General features: G+C 69.6%; 21 protein-coding genes and 1 tRNA gene. 13 read left to right on the top strand and 9 right to left on the bottom strand.

Annotation, left to right across the window (positions count from 1 at the left end):
• Positions 1 to 529: 529 nt before the first annotated feature.
• The 6 genes from WFQ05_RS05430 (at position 530) to WFQ05_RS05405 (ending at position 9,675) form a co-directional block, all read left to right on the top strand.
• Positions 530 to 1,867, top strand: coding sequence for an MFS transporter (locus tag WFQ05_RS05430; RefSeq protein ID WP_337052987.1), 1,338 nt, complete (start codon positions 530 to 532; stop codon positions 1,865 to 1,867).
• Between the two features lie 141 nt (positions 1,868 to 2,008).
• Positions 2,009 to 2,869 carry an AraC family transcriptional regulator gene (locus tag WFQ05_RS05425; protein WP_337052986.1) on the top strand — a complete coding sequence of 287 codons (861 nt, stop codon included), beginning with the start codon at positions 2,009 to 2,011 and terminating at the stop codon, positions 2,867 to 2,869.
• Between the two features lie 143 nt (positions 2,870 to 3,012).
• Complete coding sequence (locus WFQ05_RS05420) at positions 3,013 to 4,590, top strand: carboxylesterase family protein (protein WP_337052985.1); 1,578 nt, start codon at positions 3,013 to 3,015, stop codon at positions 4,588 to 4,590.
• A gap of 37 nt (positions 4,591 to 4,627) precedes the next feature.
• On the top strand, positions 4,628 to 6,214 hold the full coding sequence (locus tag WFQ05_RS05415; RefSeq protein ID WP_337052984.1) for an amidohydrolase family protein: 1,587 nt from the start codon (positions 4,628 to 4,630) through the stop codon (positions 6,212 to 6,214).
• Positions 6,214 to 7,158, top strand: a complete 945-nt coding sequence (locus WFQ05_RS05410; protein ID WP_337052983.1) for a GTP-binding protein — start codon at positions 6,214 to 6,216, stop codon at positions 7,156 to 7,158. The genes WFQ05_RS05415 and WFQ05_RS05410 overlap by 1 nt, the downstream gene beginning before the upstream one ends.
• 252 nt (positions 7,159 to 7,410) lie before the next feature.
• Positions 7,411 to 9,675: a TonB-dependent receptor gene (locus WFQ05_RS05405; protein WP_337052982.1), complete on the top strand. Its 2,265-nt coding sequence runs from the start codon at positions 7,411 to 7,413 to the stop codon at positions 9,673 to 9,675.
• Between the two features lie 399 nt (positions 9,676 to 10,074).
• Here WFQ05_RS05405 and WFQ05_RS05400 read toward each other — a convergent pair.
• Positions 10,075 to 10,151: transfer RNA gene (locus WFQ05_RS05400), tRNA-Arg, on the bottom strand.
• A gap of 189 nt (positions 10,152 to 10,340) precedes the next feature.
• The gene (gene galE / locus WFQ05_RS05395) at positions 10,341 to 11,312 is read right to left on the bottom strand and encodes a UDP-glucose 4-epimerase GalE (protein ID WP_337052981.1); all 972 of its coding nucleotides are present in this window, start codon (positions 11,310 to 11,312) and stop codon (positions 10,341 to 10,343) included.
• A gap of 383 nt (positions 11,313 to 11,695) precedes the next feature.
• On the opposite strand from galE, the gene ubiA reads away from it, so the two are divergent.
• Both ubiA and WFQ05_RS05385 read left to right on the top strand, forming a co-directional pair.
• Positions 11,696 to 12,592 (top strand): 4-hydroxybenzoate octaprenyltransferase, encoded by an 897-nt coding sequence (gene ubiA / locus WFQ05_RS05390; RefSeq protein WP_337052979.1) that lies wholly within the window; start codon positions 11,696 to 11,698, stop codon positions 12,590 to 12,592.
• 148 nt (positions 12,593 to 12,740) lie between these two features.
• Positions 12,741 to 14,141: a TIGR00366 family protein gene (locus tag WFQ05_RS05385; protein ID WP_337053256.1), complete on the top strand. Its 1,401-nt coding sequence runs from the start codon at positions 12,741 to 12,743 to the stop codon at positions 14,139 to 14,141.
• 10 nt (positions 14,142 to 14,151) lie between these two features.
• Here WFQ05_RS05385 and WFQ05_RS05380 read toward each other — a convergent pair whose 3' ends face one another.
• Positions 14,152 to 14,700, bottom strand: a complete 549-nt coding sequence (locus WFQ05_RS05380) for a DUF308 domain-containing protein (RefSeq protein WP_130523952.1) — start codon at positions 14,698 to 14,700, stop codon at positions 14,152 to 14,154.
• A 127-nt stretch (positions 14,701 to 14,827) separates the two neighbouring features.
• A complete protein-coding gene (locus tag WFQ05_RS05375; RefSeq protein WP_337052978.1) occupies positions 14,828 to 15,529 on the bottom strand; it encodes a ComF family protein in 702 nt (233 codons plus the stop codon).
• A gap of 188 nt (positions 15,530 to 15,717) precedes the next feature.
• On the opposite strand from WFQ05_RS05375, the gene WFQ05_RS05370 reads away from it, so the two are divergent.
• The 3 genes from WFQ05_RS05370 (at position 15,718) to bioC (ending at position 18,726) form a co-directional block, all read left to right on the top strand.
• Complete coding sequence (locus tag WFQ05_RS05370; protein WP_337052977.1) at positions 15,718 to 16,920, top strand: 8-amino-7-oxononanoate synthase; 1,203 nt, start codon at positions 15,718 to 15,720, stop codon at positions 16,918 to 16,920.
• A 97-nt stretch (positions 16,921 to 17,017) separates the two neighbouring features.
• On the top strand, positions 17,018 to 17,788 hold the full coding sequence (gene bioH, locus WFQ05_RS05365; protein ID WP_337053255.1) for a pimeloyl-ACP methyl ester esterase BioH: 771 nt from the start codon (positions 17,018 to 17,020) through the stop codon (positions 17,786 to 17,788).
• A gap of 59 nt (positions 17,789 to 17,847) precedes the next feature.
• On the top strand, positions 17,848 to 18,726 hold the full coding sequence (gene bioC / locus WFQ05_RS05360) for a malonyl-ACP O-methyltransferase BioC (RefSeq protein ID WP_130514719.1): 879 nt from the start codon (positions 17,848 to 17,850) through the stop codon (positions 18,724 to 18,726).
• A gap of 21 nt (positions 18,727 to 18,747) precedes the next feature.
• Here bioC and WFQ05_RS05355 read toward each other — a convergent pair whose 3' ends face one another.
• The 4 genes from WFQ05_RS05355 to WFQ05_RS05340 form a co-directional block, all read right to left on the bottom strand.
• Positions 18,748 to 19,068 carry an EthD family reductase gene (locus WFQ05_RS05355; protein ID WP_337052975.1) on the bottom strand — a complete coding sequence of 107 codons (321 nt, stop codon included), beginning with the start codon at positions 19,066 to 19,068 and terminating at the stop codon, positions 18,748 to 18,750.
• Between the two features lie 149 nt (positions 19,069 to 19,217).
• Positions 19,218 to 19,646 (bottom strand): ketosteroid isomerase-related protein, encoded by a 429-nt coding sequence (locus WFQ05_RS05350; RefSeq protein WP_130514722.1) that lies wholly within the window; start codon positions 19,644 to 19,646, stop codon positions 19,218 to 19,220.
• Positions 19,647 to 19,719: 73 nt separating this feature from the next.
• Positions 19,720 to 20,340 carry a YdcF family protein gene (locus tag WFQ05_RS05345; RefSeq protein ID WP_130516119.1) on the bottom strand — a complete coding sequence of 207 codons (621 nt, stop codon included), beginning with the start codon at positions 20,338 to 20,340 and terminating at the stop codon, positions 19,720 to 19,722.
• Complete coding sequence (locus WFQ05_RS05340) at positions 20,325 to 21,281, bottom strand: pyridoxal-phosphate dependent enzyme (protein ID WP_337052973.1); 957 nt, start codon at positions 21,279 to 21,281, stop codon at positions 20,325 to 20,327. The genes WFQ05_RS05345 and WFQ05_RS05340 overlap by 16 nt, the downstream gene beginning before the upstream one ends.
• Positions 21,282 to 21,414: 133 nt before the next feature.
• On the opposite strand from WFQ05_RS05340, the gene WFQ05_RS05335 reads away from it, so the two are divergent.
• Both WFQ05_RS05335 and mnmG read left to right on the top strand, forming a co-directional pair.
• Positions 21,415 to 21,942, top strand: a complete 528-nt coding sequence (locus WFQ05_RS05335; protein WP_337052972.1) for a hypothetical protein — start codon at positions 21,415 to 21,417, stop codon at positions 21,940 to 21,942.
• A gap of 522 nt (positions 21,943 to 22,464) precedes the next feature.
• Positions 22,465 to 24,360 carry a tRNA uridine-5-carboxymethylaminomethyl(34) synthesis enzyme MnmG gene (gene mnmG / locus WFQ05_RS05330; RefSeq protein WP_337052971.1) on the top strand — a complete coding sequence of 632 codons (1,896 nt, stop codon included), beginning with the start codon at positions 22,465 to 22,467 and terminating at the stop codon, positions 24,358 to 24,360.
• Between the two features lie 65 nt (positions 24,361 to 24,425).
• Here the strand turns inward: mnmG and WFQ05_RS05325 are convergent, their stop codons facing one another.
• A complete protein-coding gene (locus WFQ05_RS05325; protein ID WP_337052970.1) occupies positions 24,426 to 25,385 on the bottom strand; it encodes an alpha/beta fold hydrolase in 960 nt (319 codons plus the stop codon).

Raw genomic sequence — 25,385 nt, 5'->3', positions numbered from 1 at the left:
CCATTGCGGCGCGCGAGATCGCCCGGCTGGAAGTCTCTTACGCAGGCCACGTGCCAACCGTCGGCGCCCGTGGTGCGGCGTGTTCTGGATGCAAGGTGTCCGATCGGACAGCGTCGCGTGTCCGATCGGACGCGGGAGCGCGGACACGTGGCCGCCGCCGCGCTCGGTGTGCCACTGCCGTGTTGATCTTGACGAGGCGGGTCTGTGCGGCCCCGATCCATTGGCCTGTGCGCGTCATTCCTTCAACGATGGGCGCAGCGGGTGTTGCCGCCGGCCCTTCGCGGGGACGCGAGCGGACGGTGTCGCCAGCAAGTCGCGAGCTGACGAACGAGCGCCGGCCGACCATCGCAGCAGGCAGTGTCGTTCGGCGTCGTTCGCCTGCGAGTGCCGACTCGCTCATCGCGCAGTCCGCTCGATGATCGGTCCGGCCCGCACATTCGCAGGAAACGACCAATTTCCAGCGGCAGCAGGCCGGATGGGCGGATTTCGTTGTCGTAAGGTGAGTTTTTCCACCGCCCATCGAAGGCAGATGTCCACGATCGCCGCCCGGCTGGAACGCCTGCCGTTCTCGCGGTTCCACCTGCGTCTGCTGCTGATCGGCGGCTCGGGCTATCTGTTCGACGCGATGGACGTGGCGATCCTTGCCTTCCTGATGCCGCAGCTGAAGACCCTGTGGGGTCTGTCCAGCGAGCAGCTCGGCCTGATCGGCGCTTCGACCGCGATCGGAGGCCTGTTCGGCGCGATGGTGGCCGGGCGACTGGCCGATACGCTCGGTCGGCGCGCGGTGATGATGTGGGCGCTTGCGATCTACTGCCTGGCCACCGTCGCCAGTGCCTTCGCGCAGGACTGGCAGGTGTTCCTGGTGTTCCGGATCGTGGCGGGTCTCGGGACTTCGGCCGAAAGCGTGGTGATCGCGCCGTTCCTGGCCGAGTTCGCCGGCGCGCGGTTCCGCGGGCGTTTCACCGGTGCGCTCACAGGCTTCTTCTCGTTCGGCTATATCGCCGCGGCCCTGCTGGCCCAGTTCATCCCGCTGATGGGCAGCGAAGGCTGGCGCTGGATCCTGGTGATCACCAGCACGCCGATCCTGTTGCTCCTGTGGTGGCGCCGGCGCCTGCCCGAATCGCCGCGCTGGCTCGTCAGCAAGGGCCGCGATGCCGAGGCGGCGGCGATCGTCGATGCGATCGAAGCCGAGGTCCGCCTGCAGCATCCGACCTTGCCGGCCGCGGTCGACGTGCCGGTCGAACCCAGCACAGCCGCGCGCAGCGGGGGCTATGGCGACCTGTTCTCGCGCGCGTACGTGCGCAGCACCCTGGTGGTCCTCACCGTGTGGTTCTCGATCGGATTCACTTACTACGCCTACTTCACCTGGCTGCCGAGCCTGCTGGTGGCCTCCGGCCAGGACCTCAAGCGCAGCTTCGCTTTCTCGCTGCTGATCTATGCGGCCCAGGTGCCGGGGTACTTCAGCGCGGCTTATTTCAATGACCGCTTCGGTCGGCGCTCGGTGGTCTCGACCTACCTGGGCCTGGCCGCGTGCATGGCGCTGGTCATGGCGGTCGGCAGCGTGGAGTGGAAGATCATCGCTGCGGCAGCATGCCTCTCTCTTTTCATGAATGGTGCCTACGCCGGCCTGTATGCCTACACGCCCGAAGTGTTTCCGACCCGCATCCGCGCCACCGGGCAGGGCCTGGCCATCGCCGTTTCCCGGGTAGGCGCAGCGATCTCGCCGATCGTGGTGGGGTTCGTCTATCCGCTGGGCGGGTTCGCGGTGGTGTTCGGCCTGTCCACGGCGGTGCTGGCGGTCGGCGCGCTGGCGATCGGCCTGTACGGAGTCCAGACCAGGGGCAGGACGCTCGAATCCCTCTATTGACGCGGCCTTTACATTCGGGCAAAGCTCATGCTGACAGCAACGACACGCTAGGCCATCCAAGGACGGGGGTTCCAGCCGAGGGGGAGTGCGCGCAGCATGAATTCGGATCACCTCGTGGATGCCTTGCGACAGGACCACGCCATGGAGCCGGCTCTGTATGTGCCCAACCTGCCTTCCTCCGGCGTGGCAGTGATGCGGTGGCGCCGGACCGACGCGGGTCCCTCAGGGGTGATCCGCCATCCGGACCAGGCCTATACGCTCTCGATCATCCTGCAGCCGATGTCCGCCCGGGCCTGGGCGGACAACGCCGTGGTGTGGTCCGGCCCCATCAGCGCCAACACCATGCGCCTGACGCCGCCCAGCGCCTCGCCGCAGTGGATCAGCGAAGGCGCCTTCGATTATCTGCATCTCAGCATCCCGGCCAGCGCGGTCGACCGTATCGCCGGCGAGGATGCCGAGTTCGTCCATCGCCAGCTGCGCGAGCGCGCGCCGATGTACACCCGTGATCCGACCATCGCCCAGTTAGGCAACATGCTGCTGAACGCGACCAACAGCTCGCGCCGCTTCGCCATTCCGTTTGTCGATGGGCTGGTGCACGCGATGGTCGCCCACCTGCTGGAGCGGTATGCCACCCAGACCGAAAGCGCGGCCTCCAGCGCGATCCTCAGCAGCGCGTCGCTGAAGCAGGTCATCAGCCATATCCGCGGCAACCTGGACCTGCCGCTGCGCGTGGCCGAGCTGGCCAGGATCGCCAAGGTCAGCGAATCGCATTTCGCGCATGCCTTTCGCAGCAGCGTCGGCGTCTCGCCGCATCGCTACGTGATCTCCGAGCGGATCTGCGAGGCCAAGGCCCAGCTCGGCCGCACCGACAAGTCGATCCTGCAGGTGGCGCTGGCGACCGGCTTCAAGGACGCCAGCCACTTCACCCGCACCTTCCGCGCAGAAGTCGGGCAGGCGCCGCTGTCGTACCGCCGCCAGTTCCGGGGGCAATTGGCAGATTAGTTCTATTTCTGCGCCGGTTTGCGCCAGACGGCGCGGGGAAAATCGCCAAGATAGAAGTCGTCTTTCGCCGCGGTCTCACGCCGCGGGGGGACGGGCGAACCCTCCCGCGTCTTGCCCGCGCGCTGCCTGACCGACCTTGCGCCATGCCCAGCCTGCTCAACATCCCCGCGCTCGTCCTGCTGCTGGCGGCGCTGGCCCCGACCGCCGCCCGGGCGCAGTCGCACCCCGTGGCCGAGACCCTTTCCGGTCGTGTGCAGGGCGTATCGGTCGAAGGTGTGGAGAGCTTCAAGGGGATTCCTTACGCGGCGCCGCCGACCGGGGCATTGCGCTGGCGTGCTCCCCAGCCCGCGGCGCATTGGCAGGGCGTCCGCGATGCCAGCCATTACGGTGCGCCGTGCATCCAGCCGGCCAAGCCAGGGCAGTGGGCCGTGGAGCCCAGCGAGGACTGTCTGAACCTCAACCTCTGGCGCCCCGTGCGCGATGGCGTCGAAGCGAACCAGGGCAAGCTGCCGGTGATGCTGTGGATCCACGGCGGTGGCAGCGTGGTGGGATCAGGATCTGATCCGGCCTTCGACGGCAGTGCGTTGGCCCGTCATGGCGTCGTGGTGGTGACCATCAACTACCGTCTTGGTCGCCTTGGCTATTTCGCGCATCCGGCGCTCAGTGCGGCCAAGGCCGATGGCCCCCTGCTGGGAAACTACGGGCTGATGGACCAGCTGGCGGCCATGCGTTGGGTCCGGGAGAACATCGCGGCATTCGGGGGTGATCCGGGCAACGTGACCCTCTTCGGCGAGTCGGCGGGCGGCTGCTACGTGAGTATCTGGATGACCTCGCCGGCCGCGCAAGGATTGTTCTCCAAGGCGATCACGCATTCCTGCCCAGGCTTCATCCTGAGCGAGCCCTTGGCCGGACAGGGCAGCGCGGAAACGCGTGGCCAGACACTTGCACAGACGCTGGGCATCAAGGGTCGTGATGCCAAAGCGCTGGCGGCACTGCGCAAGCTGCCAGCCAGCGCGTTCCTGCAGCCTGCCTTCTTCAAGGGGACTTATCCGGTGCTGGACGGCGTGCTCGTACAGCAGGATCCCTACCTGGTGGTGTTGAATGGCAAAACACTGCATAAGCCTTGGATCCTGGGCAGCAACAGCTTCGACTCGAGCTACATGCCGTACTACGGCATCGATCTGAGCCATCCGCTGGCGGGATATCCCAATGACGCCGACAACATCCGCGCGGTCTATCGACAGGCCGCGCCCGAGGGAAGCGAGCAGCAGCTGGGCACCGCGTTCCTGTCCGATATCGACATGGCGTATTCGGATCGCATGTACGCCCAGGTCGCCGCGCGCGATGGCGTGCCGACCTATACCTATGCCTTCGACCACCTGCCTGCCGCGGCTGTCGGCGAGCTGCCGGGCGTGCCACATGGGGGCGAGCTGGCCTTCGTGTTCGGTGCGGCGCGCATGTCGGCGGGGCCGGACAGGTCCTTCCCGCTCGATGCGCAGGACAAGGCGTTCTCACAGCAGGTGATGACTTACTGGACCAACTTCGCCAAGACCGGGGAACCCGGAACGGCGCAAACCCCGTGGCCTGCTTATGCCCAGGGCGAGACCACGATGGTGTTCTCGCAGCAGGGTGGGCCGCATCCGGTCTCGGGCTATCACCGCGAACGACTGGACTTTGCCGCCCCGTTCGCCTGGAAGCGGATCAGCCGCTGGGATCCGTGAGTCCGCGTCGCCCCTACTCGCAAGATCAAGAGACCTCATGAGTGAAGCAGTGATCCCGGCCGGGGAGGAATATCCGCGGCTGTTGAACCAGCGTGGGCTTCCGCCGGTGCAGGGCGGAACGCCGCGCGACCGCGGGGAGGGTCCCTTCAAGCGCCTGGTGCTCCGCGCGGCGACGGTGCTCGACGGCACCGGCGCCCCGCCATGGGGTCCGGTGGACATTGCGATCGAGCACGGTCGCATCGTGCAGATGGCCGGCGTCGGTAGCCCGTTGTCTCGACGCGAAGACCTCTCGCCCATTGGGCGTTTGCCGGGAGGGGATCACGAGATCGACTGTTTCGGCAAATTCGTCACGCCGGGTTTCGTCGACTGCCATGCGCACATCGGCTGGCCGGCGCATGCGGAAGTGGGTGAGTCGGCACCGGCCGACTACATCTACAAACTGTGGCTCGCCCACGGCGTGACGACGGTGCGTGAGATGGGCAGCATCAACGGCCTGGGTTGGTCGCTGGAACAGAAGCGACGATCGGCGAGCAACGCGATCGCCGCGCCGCGCATGCAGGTGCACGCGTACTTCCCCGCCGTGAACGACATGCTCAAGACCATCTTCACGCCGGCCCAGGCCAAGGACTGGGTCTATCGGCTGAAGGACCGCGGCGCTGACGGCGTGAAGTTCTTCGGCGCATCGCCGGCGATCATGCGCGCTGCGCTGGAAGCCTGTGCCGAAGTCGGTCTGCGCTCGGGATGCCATCACGCGCAGCAGGCGGTGACCAGCCTGACCGCGATGACCAGTGCCCGCATGGGACTGACCAGCGCGGAGCACTACTACGGATTGCCCGAGGCGCTGTTCGAAGATCGCACCATTCAGGACTACCCGTCCGACTACAACTACGCCAACGAGTATCACCGCTTCGCCACCGCCGGCCGCACCTTCATGCAGTCGGCCAGGCCGGGGAGCGCCAAGTGGAACGCGGTGATGGACGAGTTCTTGGAGCTGGGGTTCAGCTTCGTACCGACCTTCGGCATCTACGACGCCAACCGCGACCTGATGCGTGCGCGGCAAGCCGACTGGCACGCCGACTACACGTGGAAGAACTTGTGGAAGTTCTTTCAGCCCTCGGCCACCGGCCATGGCGCGTACTGGTATCGCTGGTCCACCGCCAACGAGGTGGAGTGGAAGCAGAACTACCAGCTCTGGATGGCCTTCATCAACGAGTTCAAGAATCGCGGCGGCCGCGTGTGCGTGGGCAGCGACTCGGGCTTCATCTTCCAGATCTATGGATTCGGATTCGTGCGCGAGCTCGAACTGCTGCAGGAGGCCGGCTTCCATCCATTGGAAGTACTGCGCGCGGCCACCAGCGTCGGCGCTTCGCTGATGGGGCTGGAGGACGAGATCGGTCGCGTGGAGACCGGCTACCGTGCCGATCTGCTGATCCACGAACAGAATCCGCTGTCGGACTTCAAGCTGCTTTATGGCACCGGCGCGCTGCGCCTGGATGAGCGCACGGGCCAAACAGGCTGGCAGCGCGCGCTGCAGTACACCATCAAGGACGGCATCGTGTTCGACACCGCGCAGCTGCTGGCGGATGTGCGCCAGATGGTGGCGCAGAACGCGGCGCCGGCCTGATGGACATCGTGCTGGTCACCGGGTTTCTCGGCGCAGGCAAGACCACCCGCATCGTGCGCTGGCTGGAGCGCGCCCAGACCGGAGACACCGCGCTGATCGTCAACGAGGTCGGGCAGATCGGACTGGATTCGATCCTGATCGGGCAGGCCGACAACGCCGTGCAGATGCAGCTGCTGGCGAACGGCTGCCTGTGCTGCAGCTCCGGTAACAGCCCGGGACCGGTCATTGCGCAACTGGCCGATGCGCACCTGCGGCGAACGGGGCGCACGTTGCAGCGGGTGGTGATCGAAGCCAGCGGCCTGGCGCGGACAAGCCAGCTGCTGCGCGAGCTGGCGGCGTTCTATCCTGGATTCTCCAATGCTCTGCGCGTGGTCTGCGTCATCGATGCACGTACCGACCTCGATCTGCAGGCGCAGCCCGAAGCGATCGATCAACTGGCGTGCGCGGATTTCATCCTGCGCTCGCGCGGCGACCTGGCGAGCGCGGTGGAACAGCAGCGTTGCACGGCCGCCATCTCTCGCATCAATCCGTTCGCGGTGCTGGTCGATGACGACGATCTGGCTGCCGCGATCGAGGCGCCGCATGTGCCGATCCTACGTTTCGATGCGCCGCAGCTGACCGCGCGCGCGTCTGGACACGATGTCGTCGTGGCCATTGTCGCCCCCCGGCGCACCAACGCCGGCTACCTCATCGAATGGATGGAAAATCTCGCCGGCGCCTGTGGCGCGCAGCTGCTGCGCATCAAGGGGCTGGTGGAGCTGGAAGGCGCGCCAGGACTGGTGTGCGCTCAGTCGGTCGGCGGGCTGATTTCGCCGCTGCAGCCGCTGGCTCGCGAAGTGCGGGACCAGGCGCCCTTCCTGGTCGTGATTGCGCGACAGCTGGAGCCGCAGGTGCTGTCCAGTTGCGATCCGGAGCAGCATTTTTCGCTTCGCAAGGCGGTTTGACGGTCACCCTCGGTTGGTCGGAAGCGGCTTCATCGAAAGGCGCGCGTTGCATGCACGGATACCGCGAAAGCCGGGGTGCGAAACCGATCGCAGATTTTTTTCAGTCCAACAGGAAGCGGCCATTTTTATTCACGCGGTTTGAATAGTGTTGAGTCACGCGGCGCGAGGCGCCAACGCGCCAGCGCCGCCGGCATGACGCCCGATCGAACTTCCGCCCCTTCCTATCGCCAACCCCACATAGGCCGCCTTTCCATGACCCGTTTCCCGGCAACCAAGACGTTGGGCATCAAACATTCATTGCTGGCCCTGGCGATTTCCGTGCAGATGATGGCGGCCGCACAGGCTGCCACGCCCGAGCAGGACAGCGCAGACGCCGACAAGAAGGCCGCGCCGACACAGCTCAAGGACGTCAAGGTCACCACGCAGAAGCGCGTGCAGACCGTCAACAAGACCGCAATCGCATTGACCGCGCTGGATGCCGATGGCTTGCGCAATGCGGGCGTCACCGGCGTCAAGGACCTGGCCACCATCGCCCCCGGCGTGCAGATCCACACCATCGGCGTGGACAGCTATGTCGGCGTGGCCGTGCGTGGCATCTCCAACGCGACCTACACGCCGGATGGCAACCCGGCGGTCTCCACCTATGTCGATGGGATCTATGTCGACCTGCCGGTGGGCTTCTCCAACGTGATGTATGACCTGGATCGCGTGGAGATCGCACGTGGTCCGCAGGGCACGCTGTACGGCCGCAACGCCACGGGCGGCAACATCAACATCATCACCGCCGAGCCGACGCACGAGTTCGGCGGAGCGGCCGATGTGTCATACGGCAGCTTCAACGACGTCCTCACCCACGCGACGGTCAATCTCCCGGTCAGCGATACCTTCGCGCTGCGCGCCTCGGCCACCACGCATCGCAGCGATGGCTACTTCGATACCCATGGCAGCACCGGCCGCAACTACGGTGCGGTGGATGACATCGGCGGCCGCCTGACCGCGCTCTGGACGCCGACGGCTGACTTCAAGTGGCGTATGTCGGTGGAGAGCTTCGTTTCCAAGGGCAAGCCGGGCGCCAGCATTTCCACCGATGCGAACGTCAAGCCGACCAACGGCGTGGGTGTTTACGATCAGCCCAACTACGGGACGGAGGAGCCCTATAACTACATCAAATCCAACGCCTTTCGTTCGCGCATGGATTACAGCCTGTCGGATGCCTGGACGCTGTCCTACCTGGCCGGCTATCAGAACCTGGATGCGGCCTACAAGTGGGCCACCACCGGCGAGGCCGACAATATCCCCACCTACGAGCAGTACTCCAGCTACTCGTCCGAATCCCAGTCGCATGAGATCAACCTGGCGTTCGACTCGGACAAGCTGACCAACGTCTTCGGCCTGAACTACTTCGTCAACGACATCGCCAACAAGGGGTCGGCCGGCATCTACCGCAACATCGATCTGTACTACCGCGGTTTCGCCGACGACGGCATCGTCAAGCGGTCCTCGGGCATTTTCGACCAGGCCACGCTGAGCCTGACAGACGCGTTGCGCATCACCGCCGGCGCGCGCTACAGCCGCGACTATCAGTCCCAGGCCACGACCGAGTCGCTGTACTGCGGCTTGGCCTCCAATCCCGGCGTCACCTTGAACCAGGCCATGTCGGCTCAGGCCAACACAGGCGCGTGCGGTGCCGTGTCGCCCACGCCGGGCGCGTCGACCTCGACCTCCAAGGTCACCTGGAAGGGAGGCGTCGAATACGACCTGTCGGCGGACACCATGGGCTATGGCTCGGTCACCACCGGCTACAAGCAGGGCGGTGTGCAGCCCAGCGCACCGGCGGGATTCTCCAAGTCCTACGATCCCGAAACGGTCACCAGCTACGAGCTGGGTTTGAAGTCCAAGCTGCTGGACAACTCGCTGAACCTGCGTGCGGCAGCGTTCTACAGCGACTACCAGGACATGCAGGTGTTCCAGTATCTGGTGATCGATTCCAGCAGCCGGTTGGTCACGACCAATGCGGGCGCATCCAGGATCTACGGCATCGAGCTGGAAGGAGACTGGGTGCCGACGACCAACGACCACGTCAGTGGCTTTCTGACCTGGCAGCACGCCCGCTTCACCGAGTTCGACAACGCCCGCAACTCGCGCACGCTGGAGACCATCGCCAGCCTGGCGGGGAACCAGTTGCCCAATGCGCCGGACTGGTCGATGAAGCTGAGCTATTCGCATGACGTCCCGCTGGCCAGCGGCGCGCTGCTCACTCCCAAGCTTGAGGCGTACTGGCAGTCCAAGAGCTACACCCAGGCGTTCAACGATTCCTGGTACCGGATTGATGCGTACTCCAAGACCAACCTGTCGCTGACCTACACCGATCCGAGCTACCGCTGGACGGTGGCAGCCTATGTGGACAATCTGGAGAACAACACGATCAAGAACAGCGACTACTCGGCGACCGGCCTGGTGTTCAGTGATTTCCAGCCACCGCGTACCTATGGAATGCGTGTGGCCTACAAGTTCTGAGCAACCAGGAAGGGTCCGCTCGAGCGGCACGGTGGCGCACAGCCACCGTGCCTCCCTTGTTTCGGCATTTATGTCAGACGGTCGCGGCAGGGTGGCCGGGGCGTGAAGCGCAGCCGCGCTCGAGCCCGCACCGCCGTGAGGGCGGCTGGTTGCGCAAGCTGATCGGGTAGAGGCCCGGCGCCCGTCGTTCATCATGGGCTCCCCAAGCGCGACTTCCATCGCCAGAGCTGGCTGCCTGCGGGGGCGATCTTTAGGCGGAGGCCGCCTCATCGAGGCGCCCATCTGCGCTCGGCGAGCTCTGATTCGAATGGATCAGCGCGTGTGGGCAGGCATCAGGTAAGAAAAACCCCCGATTTCTCGAGGGTCTTGAACTTTTCCGGACTTGCCCGGAACGAGTGCTGGCGCGCCTGGAGGGATTCGAACCCCCGACCAATGGCTTCGGAAGCCACTACTCTATCCGGCTGAGCTACAGGCGCATGGTGCAACAACACGCCGCGGCGGGCCGACGGCGGCGCGCATTATCCCTGAAAACATCGGCCGACGCGAACTTGCCGCCAGCCGCGCCAGCCAATGGCGCGTCGCCGCGTGCGTCCGATGCAGCCGGGCGGGACCGCCGCACCCGCGCAACGCGCCCCGGGCGCTGTGCAGGCCGCTCGCGGCGGATCTCAGTACGCCTGCGCGCGATGCCAGCGCCAGGCGCTGCCGATCATGGCGTCCAGCGTGGCGTGCTGCGGCTGCCAGCCGAGCGCGGTGCGCGCCCTGTCCCCGGAAGCCACCAGCGTCGCCGGATCGCCCGCGCGGCGGGGCGCGAGCGTGTAGTCGATCTGGCGCCCGCTGATCGCGCGCGCGGCCTGCAGCACCTGCAGCACGCTGAAACCCTGGCCGTTGCCCAGGTTGAACGCATGCGCGCCGGGCGTCTGCTCCATCAGCGTCAGCGCGCGCAGGTGCGCGTCGGCCAGATCCAGCACATGGACGTAGTCGCGCACGCAGGTGCCGTCGGCCGTGTCGTAGTCGTCGCCGAAGATCTGCAGCGCTGGGCCGCGGCCCAGCGCCGCGCGCAAGGTGTTGGGGATCAGATGCGTCTCGCGGGCATGCGATTCGCCGATGCCTTCCTCGGCCGCGGCGCCGGCCGCGTTGAAGTAGCGCAGGCACACCGAGCGCAGCTCGTAGGCGCGCGCGGCGTCGGCCAGCATGCGCTCGACCATCAGCTTGCTGGCGCCGTAGGGGCTGATCGGGGCGCAGGGATGGGCCTCGTCGATCCGTGCGCCCTGCGGATGGCCGAAGATCGCCGCGCTCGAGGAGAACACCAGCCGCTCCACCCCGTGCCGGCGCATCGCCTGCAGCAGGTTGAGCGTGCCGACCACGTTGTTCTCGTAGTACGCGTACGGATCGCGCACCGACGCGTCCACCAGCGAGTGCGCGCAGAAATGCATCACCGCATCGACCGGGCGCTCGAAGGCCGCGTCCAGCGTCCGCGGCTGCAGCAGGTCGGCCTCGACCAGCCGCCCCCAGCGCACCGCCGCGCGGTGGCCGGTGCTGAGGTTGTCCAGGACGGTGACCTCATGGCCCGCCCGCGCCAGCGCCAGCGCGGCGTGCGCACCGATGTAGCCGGCTCCTCCACAGACCAGAACGTGCATGCGATCGAGTTTTCCTGGGGTGTGGAGGGGAAGGGAGGGGCTTGGGGGGCTGCGCAGCGTCCTGCGGGGGACTAACGCCAGTTGTGGCCGGAAGCGGCAATGCGGTGCGGGGCGGCGTGGGGAAGGCCTCTCGCCGCCATGGGCCGAAGGGCTGCTCCCCCTGTAGAGCGGAGCTTGCTCCGCTGGGGCTTTCCCGCGGACCGGGCGAAGAGCAGCGGAGTCCCCAAAAGGGGATTGCCACAAGCTCCGCTCTACAAAGGAGGGCGCGACGTGATCGGAGGAGTCAATGGCTCCCCCGGGAGGACGACGAAGCGAGGCAGGCGACGACTTTGGGCGAGCGCACGCTGCCGCGGTGGCTTGCGCGGGCCTGCTACCCTTTTGCGATGGCTTACGAACGATTCGACGCGCCGCCGGCGCCGCGGCCCGGGCGGCTGGCGGAATACTGGAAGCTGGTCCGTGGCGACCGGCCGATCGGGGCGCTGCTGCTGCTGTGGCCGACCTGGTGGGCGCTGTGGCTGGCCGCGGGCGGGTTGCCGCCCTGGTGGACGCTGCTGGTGTTCACCGCCGGGGTCTGGCTGACGCGCTCGGCCGGGTGCGTGATCAACGACTACGCCGACCGCTGGCTGGACCCGCAGGTCGAGCGCACCCGCGAGCGGCCGCTGGCCGCCGGGCGGGTCAGCGGCCGCGAGGCGCTGTGGGTATTTGCGGTGCTGATGCTGGTGGCATTCGGCCTGGTGCTGACCATGAACCGGCTGACCATTGGCCTGAGCGTGGTAGCCGCCTTCCTGGCCGCCAGCTACCCCTATCTCAAGCGCTACACCTACCTGCCGCAGGTTTATCTGGGGCTGGCGTTCGGCTTCGGCATCCCGATGGCCTTCGCCGCGGTGCAGGGCACGGTGCCGGCGCTGGGCTGGCTGCTGTACGCGGCCAACATCCTGTGGGCCACCGCCTACGACACCTGGTATGCCATGGTCGACCGCGAGGACGACCTGCGCGCCGGGTCCAAGTCCACCGCCATCCTGTTCGGCGATCTGGACCTGGCGATCCAGGGGTTGCTCTATGCGCTGGTGTTCGTGGCGCTGGCGCTGGTCGGGCGGCAGGCGGCGCTGGGCTGGCCGTACTGGCTGGGCCTGGGCGTGGCCGTGGCGCTGGTGGCCTACGAGTTCTGGCTGTGCCGGCACCGCGAGCGCGGGCCGTGCTTCCGCGCCTTCCTGCACAACAACTGGGTCGGCGCGGCGGTGTTCGCCGGGATCGCGGTGTCGCTGGCGCTCAAGGCCTGACGCGCCGCGGCCGGGCGGCCGGCGCGGCCTTGCCTAGACCATCGTCCAGCAGACCGCGCCGGGCCGGGGCTTGGACAATGCGGGCCGGGGATCGGATGACGAGGGCAGGCTCATGGCGGCGAACGAAGGCGAGGCCCGGCAGGGCGTGATGGCCCGCGCGGCGCTGCGCAGCGCGGCCTGGGCCGAGAAGTGGTTCCCCGACGCCTACGTGTTCGCGGTGCTGGGCGTGATCCTGGTGGCCATCGCCGCGATGCTCGCCGGCGCCACGCCCAAGGCCACGGCCGAGGCCTTCGGTGGCGGCTTCTGGAGCCTGATTCCCTTCACCATGCAGATGGCCTTCGTGGTCATCGGCGGCTACGCGGTGGCGACCGCGCCGATCGTGGCGCGCTTCATCGACCAGCTGGCCCGGGTGCCGCGCAGCGGCCGCGGGGCGATCGTGTACGTGGGCCTGGTGAGCATGCTGGCCTCGCTGCTGAGCTGGGGCTTCTCGCTGGTATTCGGCGGCCTGCTGGTGCGCGCGCTGGCCAGGCGCAGCGAGCTGAAGATGGATTACCGCGCCGCCGGTGCCGCGGCCTACCTCGGACTGGGCGCGGTGTGGGCGATGGGCCTGAGCTCCTCGGCCGCGCAGCTGCAGGCCAATCCGGCCTCGATGCCGCCCGGCCTGCTGGAGATCACCGGCGTGCTGCCCTTCACCGAGACGATCTTCCTGTGGCAGTCGATCGTGCTGACCGCGGTGCTGATCGGGGTCTCGCTGCTGATCTGCTGGGTCACCGCGCCGCAGGGCCGGGCCGCGCGTACCGCGGCCGACTTCCCCGAGGCGGCGCAGAGCGAGCCGGACAAGGCGCTGCCGCCGCGCACGCGTCCGGGCGAATGGCTCGAATACAGCCCGCTGCTGACCGTGCTGCTGTCGCTGCTGGCCTTCGGCTGGCTGGCCGGCGAATTCGTCTCCAAGCCGGTGGTCACCGCGATCGCCAGCCTGAACACCTACAACTTCCTGTTCCTCTCCCTGGGCCTGCTGCTGCACTGGCGTCCGCGCAGCTTCCTCAACGCGGTGGCCAAGGCCGTGCCCAGCACCACCGGCGTGCTGATCCAGTTCCCGCTGTATGGCGGCATCGCGATGATCCTCACCGGGGCCAAGGGCGCCGATGGCGACACCCTGGCGCACCATCTCTCGCAGCTGTTCGTGCACGTGGCCACGCAGGACACCTTCCCGGCGGTGATGGGCGTGTATTCGGCCATCCTGGGCTTCTTCGTCCCTTCCGGCGGCGGCAAGTGGCTGATCGAGGCGCCGTATGTGATGCAGGCAGCCAACGAACTGCACGCGCACCTGGGCTGGGCGGTGCAGGTCTACAACGCCGCCGAGGCCCTGCCCAACCTGATCAACCCGTTCTGGATGCTGCCGCTGCTGGGCGTGCTGGGGCTGAAGGCGCGCGACATCGTCGGCTTCACCTTCATCCAGTTGCTGGTGCACATCCCGCTGGTGATCGGCCTGCTGTGGCTGCTCGGGCTGACCCTGCCCTACGTCCCGCCGGTGATGCCGGCCGGTTGAGCGGACGGGCTCAGGCCGCCAGGCGATGCCCGCGCAGGCGGAAGGCGACCACCAGCTGCAGCGCGCCGTAAACGATTGCGCCGATGCCGAACCACAGCGCCATGGTCAGCAGCCCGGCCGCCGGGTAGACGAAGAACAGCACGCCCAGCAGGATCGACAGCACCCCGCTGAGCACCAGCAGCCACTCGCCGCGGATGTGCTTGCGCACCTGCACGGCGAACACGATGCGCGCCACCCCGGCGATCACCAGCCACACCGCCAGCAGCCACAGCAGTGCGGCGGCCATCTGCGCCGGCTGGGCGATGGCCAGCACGCCGAAGGCGATGGAGATCAGCGCATAGAGCGCCAGCAGCCAGCGCGGCAGCACGTGTTCGCGACTGAAGGCACTGATCAGGCTGACGATGCCATCGGCCAGCGAGAACGCGCCGAAGACCAGCACCAGCGCCAGCACGGTGCCGCCCGGCCAGATCAGCGTGGACACGCCGAACAGCACGGCGACCAGACCGAACAGCAGGAACACCCACCAACTGCGCGAAACCGAAACGGCGGCGAAGGACATCGGCATTCTCCTGACAAGCGGGCGAGGGCAGGATGACACGCGGGCGCGCTGCCACGGCGGTCTGCCCAGCAGCATAAACCTCTCGCCGTTGCTCCAGCATCCAAGGCAGGCCCAGTGAGCAGCCGACTCACTCCACCCGCGCGCAGACCCAACCATCCACCCGCGCGACACCGGCGCGCAGCAGGGCGCGCGTCGCGGCGTGCAGGGTGGCGCCGGTGGTCATCACGTCGTCGATCAGGGCCACGTGCGCGGGCAGGGCGGCGCCTGGTCGCACGCTGAAGGCGCCGCGCAGATTGCGGCGGCGGGCTTGGGCGTCCTGTTCGGACTGGGGGGCGGTGTCGCGGCTGCGCAGCAGCGCGGTGTCCAGGACCGGCAGGTCGAGGCGGCGGCCCACGGCGCGCGCCAGTTCCAGCGCCTGGTCGTAGCCGCGGCGGCGCAGGCGCCGGTCGTGCAGCGGCACCGGCACCAGGGCCTGCGGCCGTGGTGCGCCGGACATGGCCTGGGCCATCAGCGCGGCGAGCAGCCGGCCGGCCGCCAGGTCGCCGTGGAACTTCAGGCGCGGCACCAGCCGGTCCAGCGGCGGGCCATAGACCAGCGTGGCGACGGTGAGGGTCATCGGCGGCGGATGGCGCAGGCAGTGTCCGCAGGTCTGGGCGTGCAGCATCGGCAGCGCGCAGCGGGGGCAGGCGGTGGTATTCCACGGCAGGGCAGCGGCGCAGTCCGCGCACAGGTCCAGCCCGCTCTCGCCGCGCGCGTCGCAGACCAGGCAGCGCGGCGCCAGCAGCGCGCGTCCCAGGCGTTGCAACCACTGTGTGGGGGAAGCCTCCATGCGGATCGTCCAGGGCAGTCCTTGCCGATGCATACGGCGACTTTAGCGCCTGTCGGGCCGGCGGGTGCCGTGGCCGGGCCGGCGCTGGCGGATACGCGGCGCGTTTAGGCGGCGTGGCCGGTCATCCGGGTCGCCATCGGCTGGATTACGCTAGCCGGCCGACCCACGCCAGACGCACAGGACGCAGCATGGCCCGCCCCGATCTGCACGACCGCATCGTCGCGCTGCGCAAGCTGCGCGTGGCCCAGGACCGCGTGCGGGTGCGCCGCGCCGTCGCACGCCGCGACGGCGTGCGGGTCGAGGTCGACGGCCGCTGGCTGGTCGAATGCTGCGGCAACGACTATCTGGGCCTGGCGCAGCAGTTCCAGGTGACCAACGCGCTGGCCGAGGCGGCCGCGCGCGAGGGCGCCGGCGCCGGGGCCTCGCCACTGGCCAGCGGCTATCACGCCGCGCACGCGGCGCTGGAACGCGACGTCGCCGACTGGCTGGAGGCGCCGGCGGCGCTGCTTTTCGGCAATGGATTCCTGGCCAACCTGGCCGTGCAGCAGGCGCTGCTGGGCGAGGAGGGCGATGTCTGCGTGCAGGACCGGCTCAACCACGCCAGCCTGATGGACGCCTCGCGCCTGGCCGGCTGCCGGCTGCGCCGCTATCCGCATGGCGACGCCGAAGGCGCGATCCGCCAGCTGCGCAACGTGCCCGATGGCGCGGCGCTGCTGGCCACCGATGGCGTGTTCGGCATGGACGGCGACGTGGCGCCGCTGCGCGCGCTGGCCCTGGTGGCGCGGGTGCAGAAGGCGCTGTTCTACGTCGCCGATGGGCACGGCGTGGGCGTGCGCGGCCCGGCCGGTCGCGGCAGCGTCGCCGAGGCGCGCCTGACCGAGGAGGACGTCCCGCTGCAGCTGATCAACCTGGACAAGGCGCTGGGCGGCTACGGCGCGCTGGTGGTCGGCGATGCCGCGCTGATCCAGCACCTGGCCGAGACCGCGCGGCCCTACAGCCACAGCACCGCGCTGCCGCCGGCGCTGGCCCGCGCCAGCAGCGAGGCGATCCGCCACGCGCGCCGCGACGACTGGCGGCGCGAGCGGCTGGCCGGCCTGATCGATCGCTTCCGCACCAAGGCCGCGGCGGCCGGGCTGGACCTGCTGCGTTCGGACACGCCGATCCAGCCGGTGCTGTGCGGCGCCGACGCGCAGGCGGTGGCCTGGTCGGCGGCGCTGGAAGCGGCCGGCTACTGGGTCAAGCCGATCCGCCCGCCGACCGTGCCCGAGGGCACCGCCCGCCTGCGCGTCACGCTGACCGCGCTGCACACGCCCGAGGACATCGACGGCCTGGTCGAGGCATTGGCCCGCACCCGCGCGCCGCAGCTGCAAGAGGCAGCCGGCGTGGCGTGAGCGCGGCGCCTGTCTCCGTGCCGCGCGGGGTCGATGCCCGTTCGGCGTCCGCGCGCGTGGCAGATCGCTTGCAGCCCACACCGCGACCCTCATGACCCTGCACATCGAAACCCACGGCCACGGCGCGCCCCTGGTGCTGGTGCACGGCTGGGCACTGCATGGCGGCGTATTCGCGCCGCTGGTCGAACGCCTGGCCGACCGCTTCGAGCTGCACGTGGTCGACCTGCCGGGCCACGGCCTGAGCCGCGACAGCACGGTGCCGCTGGCCCTGGCGGCCACGGTCGCGGCGATCTGCGCCGCCACGCCGCCGGCGGCGTGGCTGGGCTGGTCGCTGGGTGGCCTGTTCGCGCTCAAGGCCGCGGCCAGCTCGGGCCAGGTGCGCGCGCTGGCGATGCTGTCCTCGGTGCCGCGCTTCACCGCCGCGCCGGACTGGCCGCACGCGGTGCCGCCGGCGGTGTTCGCCCAGTTCGGCCGCGACCTGACGCAGGACTATCGCGGCACGCTGGAGCGCTTCATCGCCCTGGACACGCTGGGCAGCGCGCACGGGCAGGCCACGCTGCGCAGCTTGCGCGCCATGCTCTTCGCCCGCGGCGAACCGGCGCCGGCTGCGCTGCAGGCCGGCCTGGCGCTGCTCGAACGCAGCGACCTGCGCCACCTGCTGCCGGGCCTGGGCATGCCCTCGCTGTGGATCGCCGGCGCGCGCGACCGGCTGGTGCAGCCGCGCGGCATGGCCGCCGCCGCCGGGTTGGCACCGCAGGCCGGCTTCGTGGAGATCGCCGGCGGCGGCCATGCGCCGTTCCTGGCGCACCTGGACGCGGTGGAGGCGGCGCTGGTGCCGTTCCTGGACGGCGCCTTGCGCGGACGGTGAACTGGAGCGTGCCAGGGCCGCGCCTGACGCGGGACGGTGCGCTGGCGGACAATAGGCCCATGCCCCTGTTCGATGTCCGCCATCAGCGCCGCGCCCTGGCGCGCGCCGCCGGCACCTATGCCGATGCCGCCGTGCTCCACCGCGAGGTCGAGCAGCGCCTGTTCGAATCGCTCGACTACCTGGACCAGCGCGTGCCGCAGGTCGTGCTGGACCTGGGCAGCGGCCCGGGCAGCGCCGCGGCCAGGCTGCGCAAGCGCTGGCCCAAGGCGCAGGTGGTGGCGCTGGATTTCTCGCTGCCGATGCTGCGCGAGGCGAAGAAGCAGGCCGGCTGGTGGAAGCCGTTCGCGCGGGTGTGCGCCGATGCGCGCGCGCTGCCGCTGGCCGAGGGCAGCGTCGATGTGCTGTTCGCCAACCTGTGCCTGCAGTGGGTCGACGACCTGCCGGCCGCGTTCGCGGGTTTTCGCCGCGTGCTCAAGCCCGGCGGGCTGCTGCTGTGCTCCACCTTCGGTCCGCAGACGCTGATCGAGCTGCGCGAGGCCTTCGCCGGCGATCCGGCGCCGCACGTAAGCCCGTTCCCGCAGATCGCCCAGTTCGGCGATGCGCTGATGATGGCCGGCTTCCGCGATCCGGTGCTGGACCGCGATCTGTTCACCCTGACCTATCCCGATCTGCCGGCGCTGATGCGCGAACTGCGCGCGCTGGGCGCGACCAATGCGCTGGCCCAGCGCCGCGCGACGCTGACCGGCAAGGCGCGACTGGCCGCCGCCGCGCGCGCCTACGAGGCGATGCGCACGCCGCAGGGCGTGCTGCCCAGCAGTTGGGAGGTCATCTACGCCCACGCCTGGGCGCCGCAGGCCGGCGCGCCGATCCGCGAAAGCGGCCGCGATGTGGCCGCCGTGCCGGTCTCGCGCATCCCCATCCGCCGTCGCGGCGAATGAGCCGCGGCGACGGGCGCCCGCTCAGGGCTGACTGATCACGACCTCGCTGATCTGCATGACCGGCTCCAGGTCGGTGTAATTGGGGATGTCGCCCAGGATCTCCTGCGCATGCGGCCCGAAGCCCGCGGTGAAGCTGTCCACCGAGTCGCTATAGATGTGGCACATGGCCACGAAGGCCGGATCGCTGCCGGGCAGTCCGCCCGACAGTCCCTTGTCGACCGTGTAGAACAGACAGGCATCGCCCATGCGCGCCTTGAGCAGCGGCATGTGGGTGTTGGCGTAGTAGGCGTGATCGAACCGCGCGCCGGCCACGTAGGGATACATCACGCTGACCTTGATCATTGCAGGCTCCGTTGAACGGACAGGGACGCGGGGGGACGCCAGCATCGCACGCCCGCGTCGATCGCCATGGCACGCCGCAGCAACGATGAAGGGCGCCCGGCACGCCGCTGGCGCCCGGGACGCGTGGAGCGTGCGATCCCGATGCGGCCTCAGCCGCCGACCTGGGCGATCCAGTCCTGCAGGTTGTAGTAGTTGCTGACCCGCGCGATGCGCTCGTCCTCGATCTCGAAGAAGGCCCCGCCCGGCAGCACATAGGTCTGGCCGGAGGCCTCGGGCAGCCCGGCATCGCTGTGGTGGTAGGTGCCGTGCACGACATACTCGGCCGCCGCGCGCCGGCCGTCGGGCGAGACCATCACCACGATGTCGCGCAGCTGCTCGCTGTAACTGGCATCCATGCGCTGCAGGAAGGCGGTGAACGCCTCGCGCCCGATCTCGCGCGCGCCCTGGTTGAGGTCGTGGGCCACATCGTCGGTGAGCAGGGCCAGCATCGCCGCGCGATCGCTGCGGTTGAAGGCCGCGTAATAGGCCAGCACCAACTCGGTGGCGCGGTCCTGGCGCCGGGTACCGTCGATCTTCATGTAAGCCAGTCGCTTCTGTGGGGTGAGGCGGAATGATAACGCCCGGGGGATGGCGGGGCTTGAAGGGGCCGGCCTAGACCGCTTCGAGCACCAGGTCGCGGTGGAAGAAGTACAGCTCCTGCAGGAAGAACTTCCAGCTGGCCCGGACGCTGCGGAAGCGGCTGGTCGGCGTGGCCGAGGCGAGCGCGCTGATGCCTTCCTGGCGCGCCAGCCGCATCGCCCGGGCCATGTGCAGCGGGTCGGAGACGATGATCGCGGTGTGCAGCTGGTGCGCCTGCATCAGGCGCGCGGCCTGCTGCAGGTTCTGGCGCGTGGTGCGCGAGGTGGTCTCGATCAGGATCGCCTGCTCGGGCACGCCGGCCTTGAGCGCATAGCGCCGCCCGACCTGCGATTCGGCGAAGCGCGCCCCGGCCCCGCCGAAGCCGCCGGTGAAGATCAGATGCCCGGCCAGGCCGCGCTGGTAGAGGTCGATGCCATGGCGCAGGCGTTCCTCGAACACGGGCGAAGGCCGCGCGTCGTAGGCCGCCGCGCCCAGCACGATGATCGCGTCGGCCGGCGCGGCCTGGTCGCGCCAGCCCACGCCGATGATGTAGGCCGAGACCCCGACCAGCCACAGCAGCAGCACGCAGACCAGGCGCCACGCCCAGCCCCACAGGCCCCAGCGGCGACGCGTGCGGCTCACACCCTGGACCAGGGCAGCGCGTCCAGGTCGACATTGCCGCCGGACAGCACCAGGCCCACCCGCTTGCCGGCGAAGGCCTCGCGGTTGGCCAGCACCACGGCCAGGACGATGGCCGAGGAGGGCTCGACGATCTGCTTGGTCACCTGCCACAGCAGGCGCATGGCGGCGATGGTGTCGGCGTCGGACACGGTGACCACGCGGGCCCGGTGCTGACGCAGCAGGTCGAAATTGGGCGCGCCCAGCGTGCCGCGCAGGCCGTCGCAGACCGTGTCGGGGACGAAGTCCAGCTGCAGCGTCCCGGCCGCCAGCGAGCGCGCGGTGTCGGCGGCGCCTTCCGGCTCGGCCAGCCACAGCTGCGCCTCGGGATGGCGCGCGTGCAGGGCCAGCGCCGAACCGGAGGCCAGCCCGCCGCCGCCGACCGGCGTGACCAGCGCATCGAGCGGGCCGGCCTGCTCCAGCAGTTCCAGGGTCGCGGTGCCCTGGCCGGCGATTACGAATGGGTTGGTGTAGGGATGGACCAGGTGCGCGCCGGTCTCGGCCTGGATCCGGGCGGCGCCCGCCTCGCGCGCGGCGATGGTCGGCGCGCACAGATGCAGCACCGCGCCGTTGCGGCGGATCGCGGCCAGCTTGGTCTCGACGGCGTTCTCGGGCACCACCACATGGCAGGGGATGCCGCGCGTGGCCGCGGCCAGCGCCAGGGCGCCGCCGTGGTTGCCCGAGGAATGGGTGACCACCCCGCGCGCGGCCTGCGCATCGTCCAGCGCCCAGACCGCATTGCAGGCGCCGCGGAACTTGAAGGCGCCGGTGCGCTGCAGGTGCTCGGCCTTGAAGAACAGCCGGGCGCCGCTCATGGCGTCGAGGGTGGAGGAGGTCAGCGTCGGGGTGAGGCGCGCATGCGGCGCAATGCGGGCGGCGGCGTCGAGAACGTCGTCGAAATGGGGCAGGTCGGACATGGCCTTAAGCGTACCCGATGCGCTTTTGCCGCCGCACTGCAGCAAGTCACGCGCCTGACAGAATTAATCACGGGTTCAATGCGTTAGGCCCAATCTGGCGACCTTGAGAACGGTGCAGACCGGGGGGTCCACCATGAAACGCCTGCTGATCGCCGCCATCGCCCTCACTGCGCTGGGCGGTTGCGCCACCTACGACTACGCCGGCGGCAGTGGCCCGGGTGGCTATTACCGGGGCAGCCCGACCTACCGCTACACCTATCCCGACGGCTACTGGGGCGGCTACTACGGCGGCGCCCCGGGCTATGGCTATTACGGCTACGGCGGCGGTTACGGGTATGGCTACGCGCCGTACTACTACAACCGTCCCTACTACGTGATCCGCCCGGTGCCGCGCCCGCCGCACGACGGCCGGCCCGGCGATGGCGACCATCGCCCGCCCCCGGGCGGCTGGCCGCGCCCGCCGATGACCGGCGACAACGGGCGTCCGCAGCTGCCCGACCGCCTGCGCCCGCAGCGGCCGTCCAATCCGTCCAACCCGGCGGGCATGTCGCGCCCGGCCATGCCGCCGCGCGCCGAAGGCGTCGAGCGGCCGATGCGGTCCACGCCCAGCCGCCCGGCCCTGCCGCCGCGGCTGACCCCGCGTTCGCGCAACGAGGAATAGGCAATGCCACGGGCGTCTCACTTCCGTCATCGCCCGATCGGCAACGATGAATGAGTGCTTGCGTCCGAGCCGGTCGCGCCCGCAAGCTAGCGCCACGTTGACCGGTTGCGTCGTTTTCTGACGTAACACGAGCTAACAACGGCTTCCATGCCGACGCCCGGTGGGGAAATCTGGATCCCCCCTGTTCCGGCCCTTGCCGGTCGTCGGCGCCTAAACAGCACAACGCCCGGCCATGCCGGGCGTTGTGTTTTCTAGGGATCCGCTGGATTCCCGGCCAGGGCGCGCCGCTGTTCGACCGCCGCCGTGGCCACAAAAAAAGAGGGGCCGGCAGTCCCCCGACTGCCGACCCCGGCGTCCCCAACGTGCGCTAGCGGCTGGCCCCTGTTCCAATACCAGCCTTAGGCGCCCGAAGTCGCTTGCCACGATGGGTGCCGATGGGATTACGCAGAAGCCGTGCCAACTTTTTCGCGCCGGCCCCGTTGCCGGGCCCGCGACCGCCCTTCGCATGAGAAAATCCGCGTCATGAATGCGTCCTTCCACCGCTACGAGGTCATCGTGGTCGGCGGCGGCCATGCCGGCACCGAGGCCGCGCTGGCGGCCGCGCGCGCCGGTGCCCGCACCCTGCTGCTGACCCACAACATCGAGACGGTCGGGGCGATGAGCTGCAACCCGGCCATCGGCGGCATCGGCAAGGGTCACCTGGTCAAGGAGATCGACGCCCTGGGCGGGGCCATGGCCCGCGCCGCCGACCTGGCCGGCATCCAGTGGCGCACGCTCAATGCCTCCAAGGGCCCGGCCGTGCGCGCCACCCGCTGCCAGGCCGACCGCGCGCTGTACCGCAGCGCGATCCGGCGCATGGTCGAGTCGCAGCCGGGCCTGACCGTGTTCCAGGCCGCGGTGGACGACCTGCTGATCGAAGGCGACGCCGTGCGCGGGGTGCTGACCCAGACCGGGCTGCGCTTCGAGGCGCCGGCCGTGGTGCTGACCGCCGGCACCTTCCTGGCCGGCAAGATCCATATCGGGCCGACCCAGTACGCCGCCGGGCGCATGGGCGATGCGCCGGCCACGACCCTGGCCGCGCGCCTGCGCGAACGGCCCTTCGCCATCGACCGGCTCAAGACCGGCACGCCGCCGCGCATCGACGGGCGCACGCTGGACTACGCGGCCATGGCGCCGCAGCCCGGCGACGACCCGCTGCCGGTGATGAGCTTCCTGGGCGATGTGCGCGAGCACCCGCGCCAAGTCGCCTGCTGGGTCACCCACACCACCGAGCGCACGCATCAGATCATCCGCGACGCGCTGCACCGCTCGCCGCTGTACAGCGGCCAGATCGAGGGCATCGGCCCGCGCTACTGCCCCTCGATCGAGGACAAGGTGGTGCGCTTCGCCGAGAAGTCCAGCCACCAGATCTTCGTCGAGCCCGAAGGCCTGGACGTGGCCGAGATCTACCCCAACGGCATCTCCACCTCGTTGCCCTTCGACGTGCAGCTGGAACTGGTGCGCAGCATCGTCGGCTTCGAGCAGGCGCACATCACCCGGCCGGGCTATGCGATCGAGTACGACTTCTTCGACCCGCGCGGGCTGAAGGCCTCGCTGGAGACCAAGCTGGTGGCCGGGCTGTTCTTCGCCGGCCAGATCAACGGCACCACCGGCTACGAGGAAGCCGCCGCGCAGGGCCTGCTGGCCGGGCTCAACGCCGCGCGCGCGGTGCAGGGCCGGGACGCCTGGTCGCCGCGCCGCGATCAGGCCTATCTGGGCGTGCTGGTGGACGACCTGATCACCCACGGCACCTCCGAGCCGTACCGCATGTTCACCAGCCGCGCCGAATACCGCCTGCAGCTGCGCGAGGACAACGCCGATGCGCGCCTGACGCCGATCGGCCGCGCGCTGGGCCTGGTCGACGACGCGCGCTGGTCGCGCTTCGAGGCCAAGCGCGAGGCGGTCGAGCGCGAGACCCAGCGCCTGCGCGCGCTGTGGGCCACCCCGGCCAACGCACTGGGCCGGCAGCTGGAGGCCGCACTCGGCGTGGCGGTCAGCCGCGAGAGCAGCGCGCTGGACCTGATCAAGCGCCCCGAGCTGGACTACGCCCGGCTAATGCGGGTCGAAGGCATCGGCCCGGGCGTGGACGATGCGCAGGTGGCCGAGCAGGTCGAGATCGCGGTGAAGTACGCCGGCTACCTGGATCGCCAGCGCGTGGAGATCGAGCGCCAGCAGCGCAACGAGGGCACGCCGATTCCGGAGGCGTTCGACTACGCCGGCGTGCGCGGGCTCTCGGCCGAGGTGCAGGGCAAGCTCGAACGCGTGCGCCCGCAGACCGTGGGCCAGGCCCAGCGCATCCCCGGCATGACCCCGGCGGCGATCTCGCTGCTGCTGGTGCACCTGGAGCGCGCGCGGCGCGGCGCTAGCCGCGTCGCCTGAGGCGCCAAGCCCTCACTTCAACGCGTGACCGATCCGACGCCCGGCGATCCCGGGCGTCGTGCGCTTCACGGTGCGGACTTCGCCGGCACGCGCGGACGGCTGAGGAAATCGGTCACTGCGCGCACCCAGCCGGCGTGGCCGTCCTCGACGTGGGCGACGTGGTCCGCGTCCGGCAGGGTCACCCAGGTCTTGTCGCCGCTGCCCAGGCGCCGGTACAGGTGGCCGCTCTCGTCCTGGGTGGCCAGCGGGTCGTGGGTGCCGCGCAGCAGCAGCACGGGCAGGCGCACCTGTTCGGGGGTGAAGCGGAACTGCTCGGTCGCGCGCCAGTCGCTGCGCACCGGGTCGGCGGCCAGCGCCTGGGCGACGTAGGCCTCGCGCACCGCCGGCGGGAACGCGCCGGCGGTGATGAAGTCCGAGGCCGCCGCTTCGGCGGTGGTGGGCTGGCGCGGCGGCTGGGCCGGCGTGTCGGCGGGCGGCGAGGGCGGCGCGTCGACATCGACCGGGAAGCCGTACAGCACCAGCGTCGACAGCGCGGCCGGCTGCTGCTGCGCGACCAGCAGCGCCACCAGCGAACCGTTCGAATAGCCCAGCAGGGCAGGCGCCGGCAGCTGGGGATGGCGCTGAGCGAGCCAGCGCAGCGTGCCGATCACATCGCTGGTCGCGCGCTCCGGGGTATCCCAGCCGGAGGCGTCGCGCGGGGTGGCACCATAGCCGCGCAGGTCCAGCGCATACGCCGCGTAGCCCGCCTTGGCCAGCGCCGCGAGCACCGAGCGCGCATCGGCCGGCTCGCCTGGAACCTGCAGGTCGAAGTTGGGGCGCGAACTCCAGGTGCGCCCGTGCACCAGCAGGATCGTGCCGCGCGGATGCGCCGGCACGCGCGCCCAGACCGCCAGGGGCAGGCCGTCGTCGGCGGGCACGGTCAGGTGCGCGGTGGGCGGCGCCGCGCCCTGCGCCGGCGTGCGCGCCGGGGCCAGGGACGAGGCGAACAGGCCCAGGATCAGCAGGGCGGCAAGGCGGCGCGACAT

The organism is Pseudoxanthomonas sp. USHLN014 (assembly GCF_037153335.1).
Taxonomy (GTDB): domain Bacteria; phylum Pseudomonadota; class Gammaproteobacteria; order Xanthomonadales; family Xanthomonadaceae; genus Pseudoxanthomonas_A; species Pseudoxanthomonas_A winnipegensis.
This window is presented reverse-complemented; position numbering and strand designations above follow the sequence as displayed.

Coding starts and splice junctions, on each gene's coding strand:
- WFQ05_RS05380 (WP_130523952.1), bottom strand. CDS start 14,700: ATGTCCTTCGCCGCCGTTTCGGTTTCGCGCAGTTGGTGGGTGTTCCTG.
- galE (WP_337052981.1), bottom strand. CDS start 11,312: ATGCACGTTCTGGTCTGTGGAGGAGCCGGCTACATCGGTGCGCACGCC.
- WFQ05_RS05405 (WP_337052982.1), top strand. CDS start 7,411: ATGACCCGTTTCCCGGCAACCAAGACGTTGGGCATCAAACATTCATTG.
- WFQ05_RS05340 (WP_337052973.1), bottom strand. CDS start 21,281: ATGTCCGACCTGCCCCATTTCGACGACGTTCTCGACGCCGCCGCCCGC.
- bioC (WP_130514719.1), top strand. CDS start 17,848: ATGCCCCTGTTCGATGTCCGCCATCAGCGCCGCGCCCTGGCGCGCGCC.
- WFQ05_RS05385 (WP_337053256.1), top strand. CDS start 12,741: ATGGCCCGCGCGGCGCTGCGCAGCGCGGCCTGGGCCGAGAAGTGGTTC.
- WFQ05_RS05335 (WP_337052972.1), top strand. CDS start 21,415: ATGAAACGCCTGCTGATCGCCGCCATCGCCCTCACTGCGCTGGGCGGT.
- WFQ05_RS05375 (WP_337052978.1), bottom strand. CDS start 15,529: ATGGAGGCTTCCCCCACACAGTGGTTGCAACGCCTGGGACGCGCGCTG.
- WFQ05_RS05415 (WP_337052984.1), top strand. CDS start 4,628: ATGAGTGAAGCAGTGATCCCGGCCGGGGAGGAATATCCGCGGCTGTTG.
- WFQ05_RS05430 (WP_337052987.1), top strand. CDS start 530: ATGTCCACGATCGCCGCCCGGCTGGAACGCCTGCCGTTCTCGCGGTTC.
- WFQ05_RS05425 (WP_337052986.1), top strand. CDS start 2,009: ATGGAGCCGGCTCTGTATGTGCCCAACCTGCCTTCCTCCGGCGTGGCA.
- WFQ05_RS05355 (WP_337052975.1), bottom strand. CDS start 19,068: ATGATCAAGGTCAGCGTGATGTATCCCTACGTGGCCGGCGCGCGGTTC.
- WFQ05_RS05420 (WP_337052985.1), top strand. CDS start 3,013: ATGCCCAGCCTGCTCAACATCCCCGCGCTCGTCCTGCTGCTGGCGGCG.
- mnmG (WP_337052971.1), top strand. CDS start 22,465: ATGAATGCGTCCTTCCACCGCTACGAGGTCATCGTGGTCGGCGGCGGC.
- WFQ05_RS05370 (WP_337052977.1), top strand. CDS start 15,718: ATGGCCCGCCCCGATCTGCACGACCGCATCGTCGCGCTGCGCAAGCTG.
- WFQ05_RS05350 (WP_130514722.1), bottom strand. CDS start 19,646: ATGAAGATCGACGGTACCCGGCGCCAGGACCGCGCCACCGAGTTGGTG.
- WFQ05_RS05410 (WP_337052983.1), top strand. CDS start 6,214: ATGGACATCGTGCTGGTCACCGGGTTTCTCGGCGCAGGCAAGACCACC.
- ubiA (WP_337052979.1), top strand. CDS start 11,696: ATGGCTTACGAACGATTCGACGCGCCGCCGGCGCCGCGGCCCGGGCGG.
- WFQ05_RS05325 (WP_337052970.1), bottom strand. CDS start 25,385: ATGTCGCGCCGCCTTGCCGCCCTGCTGATCCTGGGCCTGTTCGCCTCG.